Source organism: Chryseobacterium sp. LAM-KRS1 (genome assembly GCF_013184525.1).
Taxonomy (GTDB): Bacteria; Bacteroidota; Bacteroidia; order Flavobacteriales; family Weeksellaceae; genus Chryseobacterium; species Chryseobacterium proteolyticum.
Window position 1 is genome coordinate 621,788 of sequence record NZ_JAAOIZ010000003.1, and the last position, 22,990, is coordinate 644,777.

The 22,990-nt window shown below is 37.5% G+C and carries 11 protein-coding genes; 1 reads left to right on the forward strand and 10 read right to left on the reverse strand.

Annotated features, from left to right (window positions below; genetic code table 11):
• Positions 1–59 precede the first annotated feature (59 nt).
• The 4 genes from G9C87_RS10330 to G9C87_RS10345 all read right to left on the reverse strand — a co-directional run bounded on the left by G9C87_RS10330 (position 60) and on the right by G9C87_RS10345 (position 15,279).
• Positions 60–6,515 (reverse strand): GEVED domain-containing protein, encoded by a 6,456-nt coding sequence (locus G9C87_RS10330; RefSeq protein ID WP_172280731.1) that lies wholly within the window; start codon positions 6,513–6,515, stop codon positions 60–62.
• A gap of 169 nt (positions 6,516–6,684) precedes the next feature.
• Positions 6,685–9,705, reverse strand: coding sequence for a reprolysin-like metallopeptidase (locus G9C87_RS10335; protein WP_172280733.1), 3,021 nt, complete (start codon positions 9,703–9,705; stop codon positions 6,685–6,687).
• Between the two features lie 361 nt (positions 9,706–10,066).
• Complete coding sequence (locus tag G9C87_RS10340; RefSeq protein ID WP_172280735.1) at positions 10,067–12,985, reverse strand: reprolysin-like metallopeptidase; 2,919 nt, start codon at positions 12,983–12,985, stop codon at positions 10,067–10,069.
• 275 nt (positions 12,986–13,260) lie between these two features.
• Positions 13,261–15,279 (reverse strand): M43 family zinc metalloprotease, encoded by a 2,019-nt coding sequence (locus tag G9C87_RS10345; RefSeq protein WP_172280736.1) that lies wholly within the window; start codon positions 15,277–15,279, stop codon positions 13,261–13,263.
• Between the two features lie 88 nt (positions 15,280–15,367).
• Here G9C87_RS10345 and G9C87_RS10350 point away from each other — a divergent pair, with 88 nt between their 5' ends.
• A complete protein-coding gene (locus G9C87_RS10350) occupies positions 15,368–15,811 on the forward strand; it encodes a hypothetical protein (RefSeq protein WP_172280738.1) in 444 nt (147 codons plus the stop codon).
• A 30-nt stretch (positions 15,812–15,841) separates the two neighbouring features.
• On the opposite strand, the gene G9C87_RS10355 is transcribed toward G9C87_RS10350, so the two are convergent.
• The 6 genes from G9C87_RS10355 to G9C87_RS10380 form a co-directional block, all read right to left on the reverse strand.
• Complete coding sequence (locus tag G9C87_RS10355) at positions 15,842–16,501, reverse strand: DUF6048 family protein (protein WP_172280740.1); 660 nt, start codon at positions 16,499–16,501, stop codon at positions 15,842–15,844.
• Entirely contained in the window at positions 16,467–16,946 is a 480-nt protein-coding gene (locus G9C87_RS10360; RefSeq protein WP_172280742.1) for a DUF6452 family protein, read from the reverse strand. Before G9C87_RS10360 ends, G9C87_RS10355 begins: the two co-directional genes overlap by 35 nt.
• 29 nt (positions 16,947–16,975) lie before the next feature.
• Positions 16,976–18,382 (reverse strand): 23S rRNA (uracil(1939)-C(5))-methyltransferase RlmD, encoded by a 1,407-nt coding sequence (rlmD, locus tag G9C87_RS10365; protein ID WP_172280744.1) that lies wholly within the window; start codon positions 18,380–18,382, stop codon positions 16,976–16,978.
• 115 nt (positions 18,383–18,497) lie between these two features.
• On the reverse strand, positions 18,498–20,039 hold the full coding sequence (locus tag G9C87_RS10370; RefSeq protein ID WP_172280745.1) for a TlpA family protein disulfide reductase: 1,542 nt from the start codon (positions 20,037–20,039) through the stop codon (positions 18,498–18,500).
• A gap of 136 nt (positions 20,040–20,175) precedes the next feature.
• The gene (locus tag G9C87_RS10375; RefSeq protein WP_172280747.1) at positions 20,176–20,943 is read right to left on the reverse strand and encodes a succinate dehydrogenase/fumarate reductase iron-sulfur subunit; all 768 of its coding nucleotides are present in this window, start codon (positions 20,941–20,943) and stop codon (positions 20,176–20,178) included.
• Between the two features lie 24 nt (positions 20,944–20,967).
• Complete coding sequence (locus G9C87_RS10380) at positions 20,968–22,980, reverse strand: fumarate reductase/succinate dehydrogenase flavoprotein subunit (RefSeq protein WP_172280749.1); 2,013 nt, start codon at positions 22,978–22,980, stop codon at positions 20,968–20,970.
• Between the last annotated feature and the right edge of the window lie 10 nt (positions 22,981–22,990).

Below are 22,990 nucleotides of genomic sequence, written 5' to 3' on the forward strand. Positions count from 1 at the left end.
TATGTAAAAAAATAAGCTCTCATTTCTGAGAGCTCATTTTTTAATAGTAAATAATTTAATTATTCTTTGATAAACTTCTTCTGAGCTGTGCCCTGAACATCATCGATATCGATAACATATACTCCATTTATCAATCCGCTTACATCAATCTTATTATTGAGGATAATTCCTCCGGAAACAAGCTGACCTGCTGCGTTGTATAGCTTATAATTAGCTTTCTTGCTAATATTTTTCACATACAATATGCTGCTTACCGGATTAGGATAGATCAGAATTTCAGTCTGGTTAACAGGATTAGGTACTGCCTGCTTAGAAATTCTTACGGTATAATCTTCAACTTCTCCGTTTGCAAAACTTATACAATTCACAGGAATCGCATCTTTCTGCATGGCAACTCTCATCACAACATATTTAAAATCCGTCATGCTGATGAATGCATCCGCCGGTACACTGAACGTCCCTTTAACAGGGGTTGTTGAGTTAGGCGAAGACACAAGGATTCTTTCATTAGGATCAAATGTTCCACTTCTGTCGAAATCTATCCATACGGCAATACCTTCATTATTCGTTGTTCCTGTCCATGATTTAGCAATTGAAATCTCATTACCAGTAGATCCCTGAATCAATTCAATAAACTTGGTAGGATCTCCGGTAAAGTCTGAATAATTCTGAGCATTTGAATCATTTGACATTTGCGGTTTACCAGTAGGTTTTACCGTAACGTTTGAAATGTATTCACTCACTGAACTTCCAGACGACATCTGACAATAAATAACGGTAGGTGTTGTAAAGAAGTATGGTTGTGTATACGTACCAGGAGTACCACTACAAATATTAGCAACCTGTAATTCATACTTCGTCAACTCTGTTAATCCCGTAAGGGTAAGTGTATTGGTAGCCACCGGAACCGTTGTCCAGCTCGGAATACCTACTTTTCTGTATCTTAAGATATAAGTAGATCCCGGGAATGGATCCCAAACGACAACAGCTGTTGTAGGAGTAAGGTTAGTGATGGTTAAGCCCGGAGGTGGTAATTCACATGTCCTTTCCGTAGTAAATACTTTAGGATTTGAATATGGATTGATTGTAGTCTCACCCACACACTTGTTAGCCACCTGAACCTCATAAGTAGTGTAAGGGCTTAATCCTGTCAACTGATAAGAGTTCCCAGGTGTTACCGGTACAGTTACATCTACCCACGTGGTTGTTCCCACGACTCTATATCTTAATACATACGTTGAACTTGGCGCAATTGGTGCCCATGTTACTAATGCAGAGTTTGTTGTTACGTTACTGATTGTTACAGTAGGAGGCGTAGGATCACATCTGGTAGAGAATGTTTTAATCGCGGTAAATGTACCTGGTGTTGTACCACAGCTTGCAGCAACCTGCACCTCATAAGTAGTAGCAGGAGTTAAACCTGTTAACTGAATTGGAGGGTTACCAAGAAGAGTAGAAACGTTAATACTCGTCCACGTAGTAGATCCCAAAGGTCTGTACTGTAAAATATAGGTAAGCCCATTGGTTACACCAGTCCAGTTTACTATTGCTGAAGTATGGGTAATCGTATTAAACGCAAGATTTGTAGGTGTACCTGTTGCACATGGTCTTATTCTCACTGCATAATCTTCCACTTCACCATTCACAGCTACCTGACACATTACAGGAGAACTGGAACGTTTTAGCACCACTCTCATTGTTGTTGTAAGAGGTCCGCTGTATGCAGTAGACGGAACATTGAACAATGCATTAACAGTACTTGTTGAATTGGAAGCTACTGCCATGATTTGTTCATTTGTCTCGAATACCCCATTTCGGTTAAAGTCGATCCAGGCACTTACAGCATCACTGTTGGTTGCTCCTGCCCATCCTTTAGTTACGGCGATTTTATTTCCTGTTGAGCCAAGCTCAAGGTTAATCAACGTAGCTGGTGTAGTATAACTGATATAGTTTGTCTGTAATGAGGTATTACTCATTGGAGCAATTCCCGGATTTACAGAAGTCACTGTTACATTAGCTATATAATCATTGGTTCCTGTTCCTGTCATGTTACAATAACTGATAGCAGTCGTTGTAAATGGAATTGAAGCAGAGAAGGCACCTAATGTACCACTACATCTTGTGGCAACCTGTACCTGATATCCGGTTAATTCGGTAAGCCCAGTAATCGTGTAGCTATTTCCAGGTGCAAGTACAGGATCAATTGTTGTCCATGCTCCTGTAGCCCCTAATCTCCATCTTAATACATAAGTAGCTCCCGTAGATGCTAGCCAGGAAACATTAGCAGTAGTTGCAGTAATGTTGGACACTGTAATATTGCTTGGAGGAGCTGTCGTACATGGTTGAATGTCTACAAATTTAACTGCATAATCTTCTACTTCACCATTACTTGTTAAGTTCTGACATGCATTATCAATTGTATTATAGTATACGATAACACGCATTTTGACAATGTTCGTTCCTGTATATGCATTAGCAGGAACCGTGAAAGTAGCAGTCACAGGAGTAGTACTGGAATATCCAAGATTCATTACTCTCTCCGTACCATTATCAAACACGCCGTCTCCGTTATAATCAATCCATACTGATGTAGCATACGTACTTGATAAGATCACTCTACCAATAGAAATATTATTTCCGGTAGAACCACGAACAAATGTAATAAGTTTAGTAGGGTCAGTAGAATAATCTGTATACGTCGTTGCTCCAGAATTATTGATCATCATAATCGAATTCGTTGGAGTAACGGTTACATTATTTATATATCCGTCACCTACAGTCGCAGTTCCGGAGTTACAGTAACTAACGGCCAGTGTTGTGAAATTCACAGATGTAGACCAAGGTCCCTGAGTTCCTCCACAGATGGTTGCCACCTGCACTTCATAAGCAGTGGTTGCATTTAAGTTAAGGATCGTATAGGTATTTCCAGGCGCCGGAACAGGATTAACTGTTGTCCAGGCTGCTGCTGCTGTAGCCTTATATCTTAATACATAAGTAGCACCTGTAGAGTTTAACCAGGAAACCGTCGCAGTAGATGCACTAACACCTGTTACAGAAATTGGCGAAGGCGCAGCTGTAGAACATGGTTGTAGGTCTACAATTTTAACAGCATAATCCTCTACTTCACCATTAGTAACATTGACACATGGATCATTGATATTTGATGAAGAAATGATGACTCTCATTCTAAGGGTAAGCGGACCATTATACGATGTGTTTGGAACCGTATATGTTGCCGTAATCGGAGTTGTAGTACTCGTTGTACTGTTGATTACCCTTTCATTGTTTTCAAAAATTCCGTTTCTGTTAAAATCGATCCATGCTCCAACAGCCAGAGACGGAGGGAATGTACTCGGTGTGATCCATGATTTGCTCACAGAAATTGCATTATTTGCAGATCCACGTACTAACGTAATCAATTTAGTTGGATCCACGGAATAATCCGTATAAGAGTTTGCTCCGGAATCATTATTCATAATATATGAATTGGTCGGAGTCATCTTAACATTTGAAATATATCCGTTGGTACTGTTACCTGTTACGGTACAGTAGTTAACCGCCGGAGTACTGAACTGAACAGGAGCTGTAAACGTTCCAGTAGTCCCGGAACAAATATATGCCACACGAACTTCGTACTGTGAAGATTCTGTTAAACCTGTAATCGTATAAGCACTGGTTGTTAATGGAACAGGTATCCATGCGGTTGCGCCAACAGCTCTGTATTCAAGTATATAGGTTGCTCCTACAGCAGGGTCCCACATTACGTAAGCTGATGTAGCCGTAATATTTGTTACGCTTAAATTCAATGGAGCATTACTTGTACAAGGTATAGGCTGAATTAATTTCACAGCATAATCTTCTACTTCTCCATAAGTAAAGTTCTGACACATCACAGAAGGAGAGCTAAAGCTTAGAGCCACTCTCATTCTTGTTGTAGAAGGTCCATTATATGCATTGGCAGGAACTGGAAATGTAGCTGTAACCGGGGTAGTTGTACTTGCCGGAGAAGTCATTACCTGTTCATTTGTTTCAAAAATTCCGTTTCGGTTAAAGTCAATCCATACATTCACAGCTTCACTATATGTACTACCCGTCCACCCTTTCGAAACAGAAATTGTATTGTTAGCAGACCCGATCACAAGATTTACCAAAGCACTTGCTGTTGTCGTGTAATCAGTATAAGTAGTTCCTAAAGAAGTATTACTCATTACGGCAGCTCCCGTAGGTGTTACTGTAACATTAGCAATATACTCATCATTAGAATTGCTTGACTGCATCTGACAGTAGTTTAGTCCCGGTGTTGTAAAGTTAACAGAGGTAGAGAAAGTACCCTGCGTTCCTGAACATACATTAGCAACCTGAACTTCGTATTGAATTCCATCCGTAAGCCCTGTTAATACTGTAGTATTGGTCGTAGCATTTACTGTAATCCATGTTGTGCTTCCAACAGGACGATACTGAACAACGTAAGTTGCTCCGGCAGAAGCTGCCCAGGAAACAGTAGCCTGAGTCTGAGTAACTGCAGAAACTGTAATACCAGTCGGCGCAGCTCCAGTACATGCAGCTAAACTGGCTACTGTAGCACTGCCAATGGCATAAAATACATTTCCGATCGCACTTACTCTGATTTTCACGGTAGACCCTAATGTTAAAGCTCCAAAAGTTAAGCTTTCACTTCCATCATTAGGAGTAGATGGCGCCAAAACATTCCAGGTAACTCCATTGTCCGTAGTGTAATCTATTTTAACATTAGCAACACTATAAGGAGCAGCTGTGGTATTTACCACATCCCAGGTTACAGTGCTTGGTCCGTTATTATAAGCTGTTGCTGTTGTAACCTTAAAAGGTCCTGCACTACCTACGATAATTGTTTGTTCAGCAAACTGTGTCTGCTGTTGATTCGCAATGGGACTATTATCTCTTACTGTTACAGAGAACTTGGTTGTTCTCGCAACATTAGAAACAGATTCCCATCCATTATTCGAATTGTTAAGAACTCCGGCAAGCACAGAAGATAATTTAGGAAAATATCTTGTTGGACTTGTCGTTGGCAATACCGATCTAAAGGTTGCACCTGAAGTTGTTGTTCCTAAATTATTCTTGTTAATAGTAACGCTTGCATTATCCACTTCTTCCCAGGTATAGGTCATTGGATCATTTTCCGCATCGGTGGCAGAAGCTGTTAATACGAATGCTGTTCCTTTAGGAATATTATAAGTTGGTAATGCAGAAATCACAGGTGGATTGTTGGCAACTGTAGTTTCAACATCACAGGTTTTAGAAATTAGGTTAGCCTGTACCTGCTTGATACTGGCGATATGAAAATAATCATCTGAGTGAGGCTGAACATCGGTATTAGGCCCGGTAATTCCGGCATACCCCATAATTGTGGATCCAGAACCGGGTTCCATATTCACCCCTGTTCCTTCAAGACCGTGAGAAAATGTATGATTTGCTCCTAACTGATGACCCATTTCATGGGCAACATAATCAATATCAAAATTATCTCCTTGTGGAATCCCATCTGCTGGCGATGTATATCCGGATCCTTTTCCTTTCGGAACTCCTGTAGTTGGATCTACGCAAACGCATCCGATACATCCTGCATTACCTCCACCTCCGGAAGCACCAAATAAATGCCCTATATCGTAATTGGCATTACCTACATTAGCCGTTAAAGTATTTTGCAATTCTAGATTCCATGCACCTCCAGCTCCTGCAGCAGCCGGAGAATAAGGGTCAGTTGCCGGGTTAGTATAAATTACACCCGGAAAGTTCTGTAAATTTAAGTGTAAAGCAAAATCTTTTTCAAATACACCATTTACCCGGGTAAGCGTTGCATTAATAGCCGCCATCGCTCCAGGAACTGTTCCTCCATGAAACTGGGTATACTCTCCTGTTACAGACATTACCAATCTCATTGTTCTGTACTTCTTATCTGAAGACTTCGCAAAATTAGTGGTCTGATTGCTAAATGCAGATCCCTTCTGATAAAGTTTATTGATCTCTTCCTTATCCAAAAGACTTTCATTCATGGAGCATAGAAAACCTTCTTTGCTCTTATCAGTTTTCGGATGCACACCGTAAACTGTCTTTTCTCTATTTAGAGGTTCTACAAATTCAGCGATCCCGTTTTTGATGATCATAGACTGAAAATCATTCGGCGCTAAACTGAACCTCAGATACTTACCCGGATCATCGATTCCGACTCCGACATAAGATCCAAGTTGATACTCGTCTGCCAGTTCTTTTACAACAACCGGAAAGCTGTAAACGGCAAACCTTTCAATTTTCCCATCCATGGTTGGCAATGAAATTGTTACGGGTCGGGCATTCTTGCCCGTCTCCTGTGCATTGGCCAGTTGGGATTTTAATAAGGGAATGTCTAGAGAGTAATAGTTCTTAATTTCAGAACTTCCTCTGATTTTATCTCCTCTGAAAGATGTCGGGCTCCATTGTGCACTGGTGACCACAAACAGACAGAGAAGAAAGAAAGAAGTAAAAATTTTCTTCATAAGCTTCTCAATATATTATATTAATTACACAAATCTAATCATTTTTCATTATTAATTTGTGGCTACAATCATTTTTTTTATACAAATTTCACAATAATATATTTTATAAGTTCAAAATAAAAAAATCCCCAGGATTACCTGAGGATTTTTTATTGATAAAAATAATATCTTACTTTTTAATGAATTTGGAAGTAAATACATCTTTTCCTTTGTCATCAATTGTAATTACATAGCCACCTTTGATCAAAGCAGAAACATTAATTTTTCCACCATTGATATTCCCGCTGTCTACCAACTGACCCGCAGCACTATAAATTTTATATGCAGCTTTATCAGAAACTTTAGTAATGTTTAACACATCACTTGCCGGATTAGGATATATCTGGATACCATCGTTTTTAATAGCAGTATCAGAAGTTCCTAAATTAGAAGCAATGATCACATTATAATCCTCAACTTCTCCGTTCGGGAAACCTCCACATGCAAAAGAATCTGGAATAGTAGCGCCTATACCTGCAGGATTTATCAGAACAGTAACAACTCTCATTCTTAAAGGAGTATTAGTCATAGCACCTGCAGGCACCGTAAAGTTTCCAGTCTTAACTGTAGCTCCAACAGGTAATGCTACCACAGGCATATTTAAAACTCTTTCATTAGCTTCAAAAACCCCATTTTTATTATAATCGATCCATGCAGCCATACCATTAACTGAAGCACCACTAATTGTTGTAGTAACGGAAACACTTATTGAATTCGTACTATTAGGCAACAAAGTAGGTTGTAATGCAGCATTAGTGGTAAAGTTTGAGTATGAACTTCCTACAGTAGTATTATTTACTGTTCCCAACGTTACATTGGAAATATAATTAACTTGTCCACTTGTACTTGATGAAGTACAGTAAGTTACAGCTGAAGTGGTAAAGTTTGTCGAAGCTGAATATGCACCTGGAGTTCCAGAACAAACTGCAGATATCTGCACTTCGTAAGCTGTTCCATCTGTTAATCCTGTTAATGTTACTATTGGAGAAGTAGAAGTTGTTTGTTGCCAAACAGCCTGCCCTACTTTTCTATAACGGATATTATATGTTGCATTAGCTACCGGAGTCCAGCTGATCGTTGCTCCGTTAATTGTAATATTACTTGTAGTAATTCCAGTAGGAGCCGTACCATCACAAGGAGCAAAAGCTTCAACAGTAATAGGCTTCACAGCATAGAAAATATTTCCGATAGCAGAAATTCTCAATTTAATCACCTGGCCGTTCAATGAAGTCGGGAACGTATAAGATTCTGATCCGTCATTAGGTGTTGAGGCAGAAAGCACAGTCCATGTTGTTCCGTTATTTGTTGTATAATCAATTTTAACGTTTGCTACACTGTAAGGAGCTGCTGTAGTACCTGCAACATCCCACTCTATTGGTGTAGGAGTATTAACGTTGGCATATTGTGTATTAACCTTAAATGGACCATTGTTCCCAACAACAACTGTTTGAATATTATAATCTGATTGTTGTTGAGCAGGATTAGTATTATTATCTCTTACGGTTACGGCAAAATTAGTAGTTCTTGCAACTTGTGAAACTGATTCCCATGTATTATTGCTATTATCTAAATATCCATTTAATACAGATTCTAATTTAGGAAAATAACGGGTTGGGCTTGTCGTTGGATTCACAGATCTGAAAGTAGCACCACTAGTTGTTGTCCCAAGGTTATCTTTATCTATTTCAACGGAGGCATTATCAATTTCTTCCCATGCATACGTCATAGGATCGTTTTCTGCATCCGTAGCAGAAGCCGTTAATACAAATGCAGTTCCTTTAGGGATGTTATAATCCGGCATATCTGCAATTACAGGAGGATTATTGGTAATTGTAGTTTCTACATCACAAGTTTTATCAATCAGGTTTTCATTAATCTGGTCAATACTTACAATATGGAAATATGGATCAGAATGCGGCTGAACATCAGTAGTAGCTCCGGTGATACCAGCATATCCCATAATGGTAGATCCTGACCCTGGCTCCATATTAGTTCCTGCACTCTCTAAAGAATGAGCAAAGGTATGAGTTGCCCCTAATTGATGTCCCATTTCGTGAGCAACAAAATCTATATCAAATGTATCCCCTGATGGCGGAGCTGCTGCACTAGGATTTACACTCCCTGTTAAAGGAGAAGTAATACCAGACCCCTTCCCATAACCCGCTACAGGATCATAAGTAGTCCCTACAGGGTTAAGGCAAACGCAACCAATACAACCAGCATTTCCTCCTCCTCCGGAAGCACCAAATAAATGTCCTATATCATAATTAGCCTGTCCAACATTAGTTGCCAGTATATCTCTAAGAGACGTATTCCATGAAGATGGAGGTTGATTGGCATTTGTTACTGTAGCATATGGATCCGACGTAGGATCGGCATAAATAAGCGCCGGATAATTTAATACATTTAAATGCAAAGCAAAATCTTTTTCAAAAACAAAGTTTACTCTTGTTATCGTAGCATTAATTTGCGCAAGAGCCTGAGGTACTCCTCCAAAATACTGGGTATACTCTCCTGTAACAGACATTGCTAATCTTAGTGTTCTATACTTCTTATCATAACTTTTATTAGTAAAGCCTAACTGACTTGATGCAGATTTGCCTTTTTTAAGCAATTCATCGATTTGCTTTACGGAAGATGGAGCTTCTGCTGTACTACATACAAATGCTTTATCTCCTGTTTTTGCTGTTTTAGGATGCACATAGTATAATCCTGTTGATTTGTCTACAGGTTCTACAAATTCATAACTCCCATTATTGAATAACATCGATTGGAAATCATTTGGAGCAACAGAAAATCGGATACTTTGTGAAGGATCATCAACTGCTGTTCCTACATATGAGCCTAATTCATATTGATCAGCAAGCTCTTTCACCACAACAGGAAAACTATAAACATTAAAGTTTTTAATCTTACCATCCAGTGTCGGAATAGAAACAACAACCGGTTTAGCATTACGCCCAGCTTCCTGCGCGTTTTTCAATTGAGATCTTAATTGGTTCAAATCCAATTTGAAATAAGATGCAACAGCCACAGCCTTTACATCACCACCTCTTTTTTTGTTATCTAGTTTAGCAGCAGCTGGCGTCCATTGTGCAACGGCAGAACCACCGACTAAACTACAAAACAAAATAGTAAGTAATTTCTTCATAAATTAATATATTTTTAAATTCACATTTAACAAAAATATAAAATATAGAAGAGATATTTTACATAAAACACAATAAATATACAGATAAACTCAATACAACTAAAAGACTAACTAATTAGTTAAAAAATAACACATTTTTTAAAGATAAAAAATCATATTAAAAAAAATACAAAACACATCACTTTAACAACAATTAACACAAAAGACTTTTATATCACCAGGTAATCATAAAAAACCAACATCCATACAAAAACCCCTATACTGTAAAATATAGGGGTTAAATATTTTAATATAAAATTAATTAAACAAATTCAGTGATTATTATTAATAATATTCAAAAATAAAAATCACCTTTCATTATTTATTTTTTTATAAACTTGAGACTTTCTGAAATAGTATTATCTTTTATTGAAATGATATAAGCTCCTTTCAACAATTCAGCTACCCTTACCTGGTTATTGGTAATTACACCGCTTTTCACAAGCTGTCCAACCGCATTATGAATCTCAAAATTTGCCTTGTTGGAAACCTTAGTAATATTCAACACATCATTCGCCGGATTAGGATAGATCTGGATCCCTTCATTTTTGACGTAAGATTCTGAAGTTCCGAGATTAGATGTTACCATCACATTGTAATCTTCAACTTCTCCATAAGAAAACGTCCCGCAGGTATTAGCCGCCCCCAATGAAGCCCCGGCACTTGTTGAATAACGAAGGATAACCCTCATTCTTAAAGCCTGGCCTGTTACCGCAGACTGTGGAACTGTAAATGACCCGGTAACAGGAGCAGATATAGCAGCTACTGGGAAATTAAGAACCTTTTCAGAGTCTTCAAACGCTCCATTTCTGTTATAATCTATCCATGCTGCAACTGCATCAGTATCAGGATCACCTATAGTTACAGAAATCGGATAAGTACTGCCTTTAACCAAATTGATCTGTAAAACAGGGTTAGTTGTATAGTTGGTATAAGAACTTGCCAGAGACGAATTGTTTATATTAGCAACCGTTACATTAGAAATATACTCATATGTAGAATCATTTGCAGAAGAAGTACAATATGCTAAATTTTGTGTTGTGAAGTTTATGGATGCTGAATAAGTTCCTGTTGTACCACTACAAACAGTAGCCACCTGTACTTCATAAGCTGTACCATCTATCAAACCATTCAATGTAGTATAAGGAGTAGTTACATCCACCGATGTCCATACTGTTTCAGACACCTTCTTGTAACGAAGCTTATATGTAGCTCCAACAACTGGCTGCCACGCAACATCCGCAGAATTTGCTGTAATATTAGAAACAACAATATTAATTGGTGCCGCACTCGTACAAGGAGCAAGAGTAGTAACCATGATTGATTTAACGGCATAAAAAACGTTTCCTATTGCTGAAATTCTTAATTTAATAGTTTGTCCGTTCAGAGCAGAAGGTAAGGTAACGTTTTCTGAACCGTCATTTGGTGTAGTGGCAGCAAGCACTGTCCATGTAGCCCCGTTATCAGTTGTATAATCGATCTTCACATTGGCAACACTATAAGGAGCCGCAGTCGTATTGGCAGCATCCCATTCTAAAGATGAAGCTCCGCCACCGTTAAGATACAAAGTATTAACCTTAAACGGGCCGGTATTACCCACGATAATCGTTTGATCGGCGTATTGCGTCTGCTGCTGATTAGCCGCGGGGTTATTATCTCTTACCGTTACTGTAAATTTCGTTGTTCTCGGTACCATGGAAACAGATTCCCATTGGTTATTTGAGTTGTTAAGAACTCCTGATAACACCGAGGATAATTTAGGGAAATATCTTGTAGGACTTGTTGTAGGAACTACTGATCTGAATGAAGCTCCGGTAGTAGTAGTCCCCAGATTATTCTTATTAATGGTAACACTTGCATTATCCATTTCTTCCCAGGTATATGTTAAAGGATCATTTTCAGCATCTGTAGCAGAAGCTGTTAAAACAAATGCTGTCCCTTTAGGAATATTATATGTAGGTAAAGCTGCAATTACTGGAGGGTTGTTAGCAACCGTAGTTTCCACATCACAGGTTTTAGCTATTAAATTAGCCTGCACCTGTTTGATTGTTGCAATATGAAAATATGCATCAGAATGAGGCTGAACATCAGTATTCGGACCTGTAATCCCCGCATACCCCATAATAGTGGTCCCTGAACCTGGTTCTACATTGACACCCGTTCCTTCAAGACCGTGAGAGAATGTATGATTTCCACCTAACTGATGCCCCATTTCATGAGCAACATAATCAATATCAAAAGAATCTCCCTGCGGAACATTATTAGCAGGTGAAGTAATTCCGGAACCTTTACCTTCCGGTTCTGCCGTTGTAGGATCTATACAAACACATCCTATACATCCTGCATTTCCTCCTCCTCCGGAAGCACCAAATAAGTGTCCGATATCATAATTAGCATTGCCTACCACCGAAGTCAGTGTATTTTGAAGCTGTAAATTCCAGTTCCCCATCTGAGCTGCAGGAGAATATGGGTCTGTTGCAGGATCTGCATAGATAAGAGCAGGATAACTTAATACATTTAAATGCAAAGCAAAATCTTTTTCAAAAACACCATTTACCCTTGTCATTGTTGCATTAATCTGGGCAAGCGCCTGAGGAACCCCTCCGAAATACTGAGTATATTCTCCGGTCACAGACATAGCCAATCTCATCGTTCTGTATTTCTTATCAGAAGATTTAGAGAATGAAGTAGGCTGATGGGCAAAGGATTTCCCTTCCTTCAACAATTCTTTAATCTGTTGCTGAGAAACAGCACTTTCTTTTGTTGAACAAACAAAAGCTCCCTCTTTTTTTGTTTTCGGATGTACACCATATACTGTTTTATCAGCATTTACAGCATCAATGAATTCATACTGCCCATCCTGTATAATCATCGCCTGAAAATCATTAGGAGCCACAGAAAATCTTAAATATTTACCAGGATCATCCATACTTACTCCAACATAAGAACCCAGCTGGTATTGCTCTGCAAATTCTTTTGTCATTACAGGGAAACTATACACCGCAAATCTTTCGATCTTTCCTTTTAAAGTAGGAAGTAAAATCTCTACAGGTTTAGAATTAGTACCCATTTCCTGAGCACCTCTAAGTTGTGTTTTAATTTTCTCGAGATCCAGCTTATAGTAATTTCTCACATTAGTGGATTCAAGTTTGTCACTTCTTTCAAATTTAGTTGGAGTCCATTGCGCAAAAGCTGAAACCCCAATTAAACTACAAAATAAAGTAGAAAATAGTTTTTTCATAAATTAATATCTTTTTAAAAATTTGGTTAAACAAAAATATGAAACCAATACATATTTATACTACAAAACAGCAATAAAATCAAAAAATTATTTATACCTATAAACTATTAAATGAAAATATCAGGATATTATTGAATTTTTAATAAACCATTCAATCCACAATAAAATCAGTCCTATAAAGCAATTGGAAATCATAATTCACAAAAGCAATTGTTAAATTATAAGTAAAAAAAATACCTCAGTAAACTGAGGTATTTTCTATTGTTCTATTGAATCTATTTTTTAATAAACTTAATGCTTTCTGAAACAGCATTATCTTTTATTGAAATGACATACGCCCCTTTCACCAATTCAGCTACTCTTATCTGATTGTTGGTTATAGTGCCACTCTTTACAAGTTGCCCAACAGCATTATGAATTTCAAAATTGGCCTTATTGGAAACTTTAGTAATGTTCAATACATCATTTACCGGATTAGGATACACTTGAATTCCACTGTTTTTAATGTTAGATTCTGATGTTCCCAGTACCTGTACTTTTAAAGATCTGCTTTGCGTTGAAGCAAAATGAGATCCGGAAAGAAGGGTTGTTCCTGATAAAGACTTAATATTGTAATATCCTCCATACGGATAGAATCCATCACCAAATTCATCATTCACTGTTAATGTATAACACTCATCAGGACTTAAGGTCCAGTTAAATGTCTTCAGGGCAGGAAGAGCTCCCGTTGATGAATCAGTATAAGGACCTCCACTCTCCACAGTAGCCCCTGAGCTATTCTTTAAAGTCCAGCTTGTTTCAGAACCATACTGATCCAACTGAAGATTAAATACAACATTAGCGTCAGCTCTCACTACAGCTCCCAGATAATTTACTGTGATATTACTGTTAGATGCTCTTTGATCCGTAGTACCATTTACTGATGTTACATTGATATTCATTTGACCACCTAATACATTAGCATCCATTGGTAATGTAATTATCTGGTATTTATCCTGAGCAAGATTTCCTGACCAGTTATATGTTTTCGAATTACCATTTACAGAGTAAGTAATTACCGCAGATGTTAATGGGCTTGTTCCTCTATTATATAAAGATATTTTTGGATTTTGAGCTGCTGTAGTAGCACAGGTTGCTGTAGCACATTCTCTTTCAAGCTTTACTTCTGCATCATTTGGAAATAAAGGAATTGGCTGATCTGCAATTGAAGTCTTCAGCTCCATTCTTCTTGGAGAATTATTCATTACCGCAGTAATTCTATCTTTTTGATTGATTGTAAAGATATTCATACAGGTATCATTCGTATAATCCATATAGTTCTGAACCATTTCGAATACAGAAGGATTGGTACAACTTGCAATTGCAGGATTACAAGTATAATTGGATGTATGAGCTGTAGGAGTATCTGCACAGAAATCATCACCACAATTTGCATCCCCCCAGATATGTCTTAGGCCTAAGAAATGCCCTACTTCGTGTGTCATCGTTCTTCCTTTATCATAAGGAGCTCCAAGAAGGAATGTATTATTTACATTATAATCACTGCTTCCAAATGTTGCATAATTAGCCACAACACCATCTGAATAAGCTTCACCTCCCTGTACATTCAAGCCAGGTAGTCCTGACGAAGAAGGGAATTGCGCATATCCTAACAAAGTATTATCACTAAATTTCACACTCCACATATTCATGTATTTGGTAGGATCCCAAATAGTTGCAGGCTTTACAAAAGTTTCGATATCAGCTCTTGCCCATGAAGCCTGACATAAGTTAATTCTATCAATACCATTCGTAGGATTTCCATTTGGATCTACCTTAGCCAAAGCAAACTGGATTTGCACGTCTGCCCCCACTGCATTATTATTAAAACCAGGAGTTCCCGCAAGTCTACGGTAATCGTTATTCATTACGGTAATTTGAGAAATAACTTGCTCATCAACTATATTAGGAGCAACTCCAAGATTCTGACCATTATGGATAACATGTACTACAACAGGAATTGTAATGATATTACCATTTTGGGATTTATTAGCTTTAGCATTTTGAACCAATGGAGCCAACCATGCTTCAAATTGGTCAGCATTCATTCTGCCAGGGAATTTTGCCTGCAAATAGTTCTCATACTCTACTGTAGAGCATCTTTCAAAACCATGCGATTGTGTAAGTTCTTCAGAAGATTTGCTTACAAAGTCCGCTTTCTTTTTAACAGCTCCATTTTTGCTCTGAGCACTTAAAGCAACCGTAGCAAATAGAGGTAATAAAAAAAGAAATTTCAAAGTAGTAGATTTTTTCATTCTATAAATTTCTATAAGATTCGCAAATATATCAGTTTAGATTAATATATTTAACTATATTTAAATAAATAAAATAAAAAAATACAAAATGAAAAACATTATCATATTATTACTCTCAATAACAACAACTATTATTGGAAGTTGTCACTCTCAAAAAAGCACAGAAAACAAGCATGTTATAAAGAATAATCAGAAAAACGATCTGGAAAAAATTGAATTAACAGAGCAAACGCGAGGTACCGATAGAAAAATAACTTTTACCTCAGATTCTATAGTAACGTATCTGAATGGAGAATCAAAGATCACAAAATCAAATGATACTCAATGGACAAGTATTGTAAAACAAACCAGTTCATTGAATCTGGATAAACTACCTTCCTATACCGCTCCAACAACAGGTCGCTTTTCGGATAGTGCTTTATCTTCAGTAATCATTGTTACCTATAAGGGGAAAATATATCAATCTTCCGGATTCGATGCCGGAGCACCTCCAAAAGAACTGGAAGCTCTTTATCTGCTGCTAAAAAAATAAACCTGAAGAAAACTTCAGGTTCAGATATTTTTAAAATTTATAGGCTATATTCCAGGAGAACCCCATATTGAATTTGGACGAACTTCTTCCAAATCCAGGGACAATCATGGGCTGTATATCGTCCTGTTTGGTTGTAAATACCATATATTTAGGCTGAAGGTTGACATCAATATAAAAATTGGATTCAAATAACTGTACTCTTCCTCCTATCACTCCTTCAAGCCAATAAGAAGATTGGGTAGAAGACGGAAAAGCTACAGAAGAATTACTACCTCCAAACCCCCGGACAGGCACAGCCATATACTCCTGAGTATAAAATGATCCTGCTGCCTTTCCTCCGGCATAAAAACCATTAAATTCATTCTCCGGATCCTGGGCTAACATGTAAAAAGCTCCCAGCTTAGCAAATGGCCCATTCACTTTAGCGTCATATCCGTTTTTCTGGTATACATTTTTTTCAAAACCAGCTTCTGCAATTGCATGTACATTTCCGTTTATTTTGGAAGATATAAAACCTTGGTATAGTTTTCTATCCGAAAAAAAGGCACTCCCAGCATTGAGAAGATCCAAACCAACCATAAAATTTGGTTCATATTTCCATTTTTCTTTTTTTTCCACAGGCTTTTTCTGCTGAGCAAATCCAAGCAGGCTTATGCTAAAAAAGAAGGTAAAGATTAGTTTTGTCTTCATTCTCTATATTATTTTGTCCTATTTCAACTTTCTTTACCGGATTGCTCGGTGTTGGTGAATCAGAGTTCAGGTTTTCATATGTTTTTTTCAATCCACATCCGGGAGATACATATGTAGATTTAGTGGTATAACTTATCCTTACCTTTGACTCAGTCCCTTTGTCTGCTAACCGGAAATATACGTCTGTATAAGGGGAGTCGTCAACCCTTAATGGAATGAGTCTTGAACTTATTTTTTGCTGTTTTCCCAACTGCACTTTTCCGTTTCCATAATCTACGGCTACGTAAAGAGAGTCTAATGTTATGATTTTGTCATTATCTGCATTTTTAAAAGCAATTTTAATTCGTGGCGTACCTTCACCACTCTCACAGATATCATCATCTCCGCCACAGGAGCAAAGCATTCCCAACATCAGGGTTAATAAGAGAAATTTAAAATATTTCATAATAATATTTAAACTCAAATTTAGGTAAATTATTTCTTTATCAGCAATGCAATATTCTCCACATGGTGGGTTTGCGGAAACATATCCACAGGTAATATCTTAACAACCTTATATTGATCTTTCATCAACGCAAGATCTCTTGCCTGGGTAGCTGAATTACAGCTTACATAAACCACTTTTTCAGGGGAAAGCTTTAATATTTGTTCTACCACTTTCTGATGCATTCCGTCTCTCGGAGGATCAGTAATCAACACATCCGCCTTTGGATGATTTTCGAGAAATTCATCATTAAAGACATTCTTCATATCCCCACAATAGAATGTACAATTCGTAAGACCATTGAGTTCAGCATGTTCAATAGCTGCATCAATAGCCTCCTGAACAGATTCTATACCTATCACCTGCTTCGCCTTTCTGGCCACATACTGTGCAATAGTACCTGTTCCCGTATAGAGATCATAAACTACTTCATTTCCTTTCAGATCTGCAAATTCCAATGTCTTTCTATATAACTCTAATGCCTGCTTATAGTTGGTTTGAAAAAAAGATTTAGGCCCGATTTTAAATTTCAGTCCATCCATCTCTTCCATTAAAAATCCTTCCCCGGAGTAAACATTAATATCCAAATCGTAAATCGAATCATTTTGTTTTGGATTAATTGCATACACCAATGTTTTGATCTGTGGAAACTGACTCAATAAAAATTCAAAAAGCTTCTCTCTGTTTTCAGTTTCTTCCCTGTATAACTGAAACAAGACCATCCATTCTCCCTGGGAATTCTGCCTCATCATCAGAGTTCTTAAAAAACCTTCCTGATTTTTTACATCAAAAAAGTCCAAACCATTTTCAACAGCATAATTTTTTACGGCTAAACGAATTGCATTGGACGGGTCTTCTTGAAGAAAACATTCTTTCAGGTCTAAAATCTTGCTCCACATTCCCGGAATATGAAATCCTAAAGCATCTTTATTTCCAAAATTTTCTTCGGAACTGATTTCGTACTGAGTAAGCCATCTTGCATTGGAAAAAGAAAACTCCATTTTATTTCTATAATAATATTGCTCTTCAGCACCCAGAATTGGCAACGTTTCAAAGTTCTCTATTCCTCCTATTCTCTTAATATTATTATATACCTCTTCCTGTTTAAAATCCAGTTGTTTTTCATAGCTCATATTTTGCCACTTGCATCCTCCACAAGTACCAAAATGAATACACTTTGGATCTACTCTGTACGGAGAACTTTCCACAACTTCTACAGCCTCTGCTTCGTAATACTTAGACTTCGATTTCTTCACCCTTGCATTTACCACATCTCCCGGAATAGCTCCTGAAACCAATACCGTTTTGCCTTCCTCCGTTCTACCTATGGCAACTCCTTTTGCTCCGGCTGCTATTAATCTTATATTTTCAAGAATAATATTCTTCTTCTTTTTCATCCGTAATTTCTATTTTTTCTATCTGTTTTAATGTAACCTTACGGTTTCATTTTGCAAAAATACAATAAAAAAAACCTTATCCTAGGACAAGGTTTTTCATGTATGTTAAAGTTTACTATTTTGTTGGAGCTGGTTGAGGATTCGCAGGTTGCGGATTTACTTGCTGAGCAGAAGGATCAGCTCCCAAACCAGGTTGTAATTGTACATTCGGATTAACTTTTGGCGCAGAAAGTCCGGTTAATTTATCCAGTATCGTTACCAATTCAGGCTCTCCAAGATTTACAAAAGATCTGCTGGCAATTTTACCGTCTTTATCAATAATTACAAAACAAGGTAACTTGAATCCATAAACACCGTATTTTTTAGCAATATCAGAGTTCAGTCCCCCATCACCATAAACATTCGTTCCCGGAATTCCTTTCAATAAAGAATTGCTTGTTTTTACAAACTGATCTTTTGTATCGTCAACATTTACAAATACAAAATTCATTTTTGATTTATAGAAATTAACAACTTCTTTTAGTACCGGTACAGCAGCCTCACTGATGTATGGATTCCATGAAGCATAGAAAAACAGCATATAAGGTTTTCCTTTATTTTCAGAAAGCTTATAGGATTTTCCATCTTGCTTTATTAAAGTAGCATCTGGCGCTACCTCTCCGATTTTAACCCCATTTACAGCTATCTGAATCTTATTAAGGTCGTTTTTAATGGTTGCATCTTTGATATCCTCATCAATAATCTTCTTGATTTTATCCGTCACCTTTGCCGGTGATCCAGGATGGATATCAGACTGAGCCATAACAAATGCTAATAGATAGTCTTTCGTGGTTTGAGAAATATCCTTTTTTGTTTTTAAATACTGGGCAAATAATTCAGAAGTAGTTATGTCTGTTTTATTTTTGCTGTTGGCTTCAGCATATTTTTGAAAATCAGGACTCATTTTAGCCAATAAGTATTGTCTGTAGTAAGGATTCTCCTTTATCATAACATCCTTATTTTCCTGAAGTTTATTTTCATAATCAGTGAAAGTCTTACTGGCTTTAAAAGATGGATTTCCAGGCGTTTGACCTTGTCTCATTTCATACTGGTTGATGATGGACAACAAAGTGCTGGAAAGATCATTCTTCTTCCAATTTACTACCTCGCTGTCAGGACTAAATTTTTTAACGTTTTCTTCAATATTATTATTGATATCCTTTTCAACTTTCTGAATTCCCTGAAGAAATCCCTTTTCATCTTTCATCATCAGCTCATTCATATTAACTGTTTGAGCGTAATTGGTAAGATATTTTTGAGTTGCCGTGAAGAAATCATTATTCTTTTTTGCATCACCTGTAATTACATAATCATTCGGAAAATTCATTCCGCTACCTGAAATGTTAAGTGTTTGCCCTCCTTTTAGATATACCAGATTTTGTTTTCCGGCGTAGGAAATAAGATACATCCCGTTTTTTGGAGCCTCAAAACTCCCTGAGAATGTTCCGTCATTTTTCACTCCTATGTTTGCCAACGGTAATGTAGCAACTCCTGAAGCTTCAATGAACTCTATTCTTTCCAATGGAGATCCACCTGTGATTTTTCCTTTTACTTCAACTTTTTTAGAGCAAGACATTACAAATATTGCAATGATAAACAATAAAAGATATTTTTTCATTTTGATTTTTATAATTAAACAAAAATAGGTTTTTCAGTATTACTAAATACAATTTAATAGTACTTTTTATGAAAGATTTAACTAAAAAAATCGCCATCCTATAAGGAGACGATTTTTCTATTTACTTTAGCTGGTGTTATCCTTTATCTACCAGTGCTGCCATATATTCTCTGTTCATTCTTGCAATGTTTTCCAGAGAAATTCCTTTAGGACATTCTACTTCACAAGCACCTGTATTTGAACAGTTACCAAATCCTTCTTCATCCATCGCCTGCACCATGTTAAGAACTCTTCTTTTCGCCTCAACTCTACCCTGAGGAAGTAAGGCAAACTGAGAAACTTTAGCTCCCACAAATAACATCGCAGAACCATTTTTACATGTAGCAACACAAGCTCCGCAACCAATACATGCTGCAGCATCCATTGCTTTGTCCGCATCATCCTTAGGAACAAGGATTGCGTTAGCATCCAATGTGTTTCCTGAAGTATTCACAGAAATGAATCCACCTGCAGCCATTACTCTGTCAAATGCACTTCTGTCTACCATTAAGTCTTTAATTACCGGGAAAGCGGCACTTCTCCATGGCTCAATAACGATTGTTTCACCGTCTTTGAACATTCTCATGTGAAGCTGGCAAGTTGTGATACCTGTATCAGGTCCATGCGCTCTACCATTGATATAAAGAGAACACATTCCGCAGATTCCTTCACGGCAATCGTGATCGAAAGCGATCGGTTCTTTTCCTTCGTTAATTAAATTCTCATTAAGGATATCCAACATTTCTAAGAATGAAGAATCTGTTGATACATCCGATATTTTATAGGTCTCAAACTGACCTTTGGTTTTATTATTTTTTTGTCTCCAAATTTTCAGCGTAAGATGTAAGCCTTTTTTTGCACTCATAATTTTATATTTATAGGTTGGAGATTATTTGTAGCTTCTAGTTTTAACCTCAATGTTTTCATATATCAGGTCTTCTTTATGCAGAATTTCATTATTGATATCTGCTCCCTGATATTCCCAGGCTCCAACGTATTTGTAGTTTACGTCATCTCTTTCAGCCTCTCCATCCGGAGTTGAGTGATCTTCACGGAAATGTCCTCCACAAGATTCGTTTCTATGTAATGCATCGATAGCCATTAACTGTCCAAGCTCTAAGAAATCAGCTACTCTGAAAGCTTTTTCAAGCTCAGTATTCATTCCTTCTCCTTCTCCCGGAACCTTTACATTTTTCCAGAAATCGTTTCTTACTTCTTCAATTTCTTTTATCGCTTCTCTTAAACCTTCAGGAGTCCTTCCCATTCCTACTTTGTTCCACATAATGTTTCCTAGTTGCTTGTGGAAATGGTCTACAGAGTGGGTTCCTTTATTATTTAAGAAGAAATCTATTTTCTCTTTAATTCCTTTTTCAGCTTCTTCAAATGCTCCTGTATTCGTAGGAATAGCTCCTGTTCTGATATCAGCAGAAAGATAATCTGCAATGGTATAAGGAAGAACGAAATATCCGTCCGCAAGACCTTGCATTAATGCTGATGCTCCAAGTCTGTTTGCTCCGTGATCAGAGAAGTTAGCCTCACCAATTACGAAACATCCAGGAATTGTTGACTGAAGATTATAATCTACCCAGATTCCCCCCATTGTATAATGTACCGCAGGATAAATTTTCATCGGTGTCTTATAAGGATCATCTGCGGTAATTTTTTCGTACATAACGAATAGGTTACCATATTTTTCCTCCACCCATTTTTTTCCTAAATCATAAAGCTGCTGATCTGTAGGATTATGAATATGCTTTTCAATTGCTGCTTCTCTACCTTTCTTCATGATCTCTGTAGAGAAATCAAGATAAACACCTTCTTTGGTATCATTATTTTCGATTCCATAACCAGCATCACATCTTTCTTTAGCAGCTCTAGACGCAACGTCTCTAGGTACTAAGTTACCAAATGCAGGATATCTTCTTTCTAAATAATAATCTCTGTCTTCTTCTTTTATATTTTCAGGTCTTAATTTACCTTCTCTGATTGCCACAGAATCCTCTATCTTTTTAGGAACCCAGATTCTTCCTGAGTTTCTCAAGGATTCGGACATCAAAGTTAATTTAGACTGTTGTGTTCCATGAACAGGAATACACGTCGGGTGGATCTGTACATAACAAGGGTTTGCGAAATACGCTCCTTTCTTATGAATCTTCCATGCTGCGGAAACGTTTGAACCCATTGCATTAGTGGAAAGGAAATAAACATTTCCGTATCCTCCAGATGCAATAACCACTGCGTGAGCAGAATGTCTTTCAATTTCTCCGGTTACAAGATTTCTTGCAATAATACCTCTGGCTTTTCCGTCTACAATAACAAGGTCCAGCATCTCATGACGGTTGTACATTTTGATTCTACCTTTACCGATCTGACGGCTCATTGCAGAATAAGCACCTAACAATAACTGTTGTCCTGTTTGCCCTTTTGCATAAAATGTTCTTTTTACCTGAACACCACCAAATGAACGGTTGTCTAACTGGCCACCGTAATCTCTCCCGAAAGGTACTCCTTGAGAAACACACTGGTCAATGATATTGGCAGATACTTCAGCCAATCTGTATACATTAGCCTCTCTAGCTCTGTAGTCACCCCCTTTAATAGTGTCATAGAATAATCTATAGGTAGAGTCACCATCACCCTGGTAATTCTTAGCTGCGTTAATACCTCCCTGCGCTGCAATAGAGTGTGCTCTTCTTGGAGAATCCTGGTAGCAGAATGCCTTTACATTATATCCCTGCTCTGCTAAAGTAGCAGCTGCAGAACCTCCGGCCAAACCAGTACCTACAACAATAATATCAATCTTATCTCTGTTGTTTGGTGCAACAAGGTTCATATGGTCTTTATGATGCTTCCATTTATCCTTAAGAGGACCTGCTGGAATTTTTGAATCTAATTTACTCATACTAGTATAG

Excerpts from the sequence above, each read along its gene's own strand:
- G9C87_RS10330 (WP_172280731.1), bottom strand. The coding sequence starts at position 6,515 with ATGAAGAAAATTTTTACTTCTTTCTTTCTTCTCTGTCTGTTTGTGGTC.
- G9C87_RS10335 (WP_172280733.1), bottom strand. The coding sequence starts at position 9,705 with ATGAAGAAATTACTTACTATTTTGTTTTGTAGTTTAGTCGGTGGTTCT.
- G9C87_RS10340 (WP_172280735.1), bottom strand. The coding sequence starts at position 12,985 with ATGAAAAAACTATTTTCTACTTTATTTTGTAGTTTAATTGGGGTTTCA.
- G9C87_RS10345 (WP_172280736.1), bottom strand. The coding sequence starts at position 15,279 with ATGAAAAAATCTACTACTTTGAAATTTCTTTTTTTATTACCTCTATTT.
- G9C87_RS10350 (WP_172280738.1), top strand. The coding sequence starts at position 15,368 with ATGAAAAACATTATCATATTATTACTCTCAATAACAACAACTATTATT.
- G9C87_RS10355 (WP_172280740.1), bottom strand. The coding sequence starts at position 16,501 with ATGAAGACAAAACTAATCTTTACCTTCTTTTTTAGCATAAGCCTGCTT.
- G9C87_RS10360 (WP_172280742.1), bottom strand. The coding sequence starts at position 16,946 with ATGAAATATTTTAAATTTCTCTTATTAACCCTGATGTTGGGAATGCTT.
- rlmD (WP_172280744.1), bottom strand. The coding sequence starts at position 18,382 with ATGAAAAAGAAGAAGAATATTATTCTTGAAAATATAAGATTAATAGCA.
- G9C87_RS10370 (WP_172280745.1), bottom strand. The coding sequence starts at position 20,039 with ATGAAAAAATATCTTTTATTGTTTATCATTGCAATATTTGTAATGTCT.
- G9C87_RS10375 (WP_172280747.1), bottom strand. The coding sequence starts at position 20,943 with ATGAGTGCAAAAAAAGGCTTACATCTTACGCTGAAAATTTGGAGACAA.
- G9C87_RS10380 (WP_172280749.1), bottom strand. The coding sequence starts at position 22,980 with ATGAGTAAATTAGATTCAAAAATTCCAGCAGGTCCTCTTAAGGATAAA.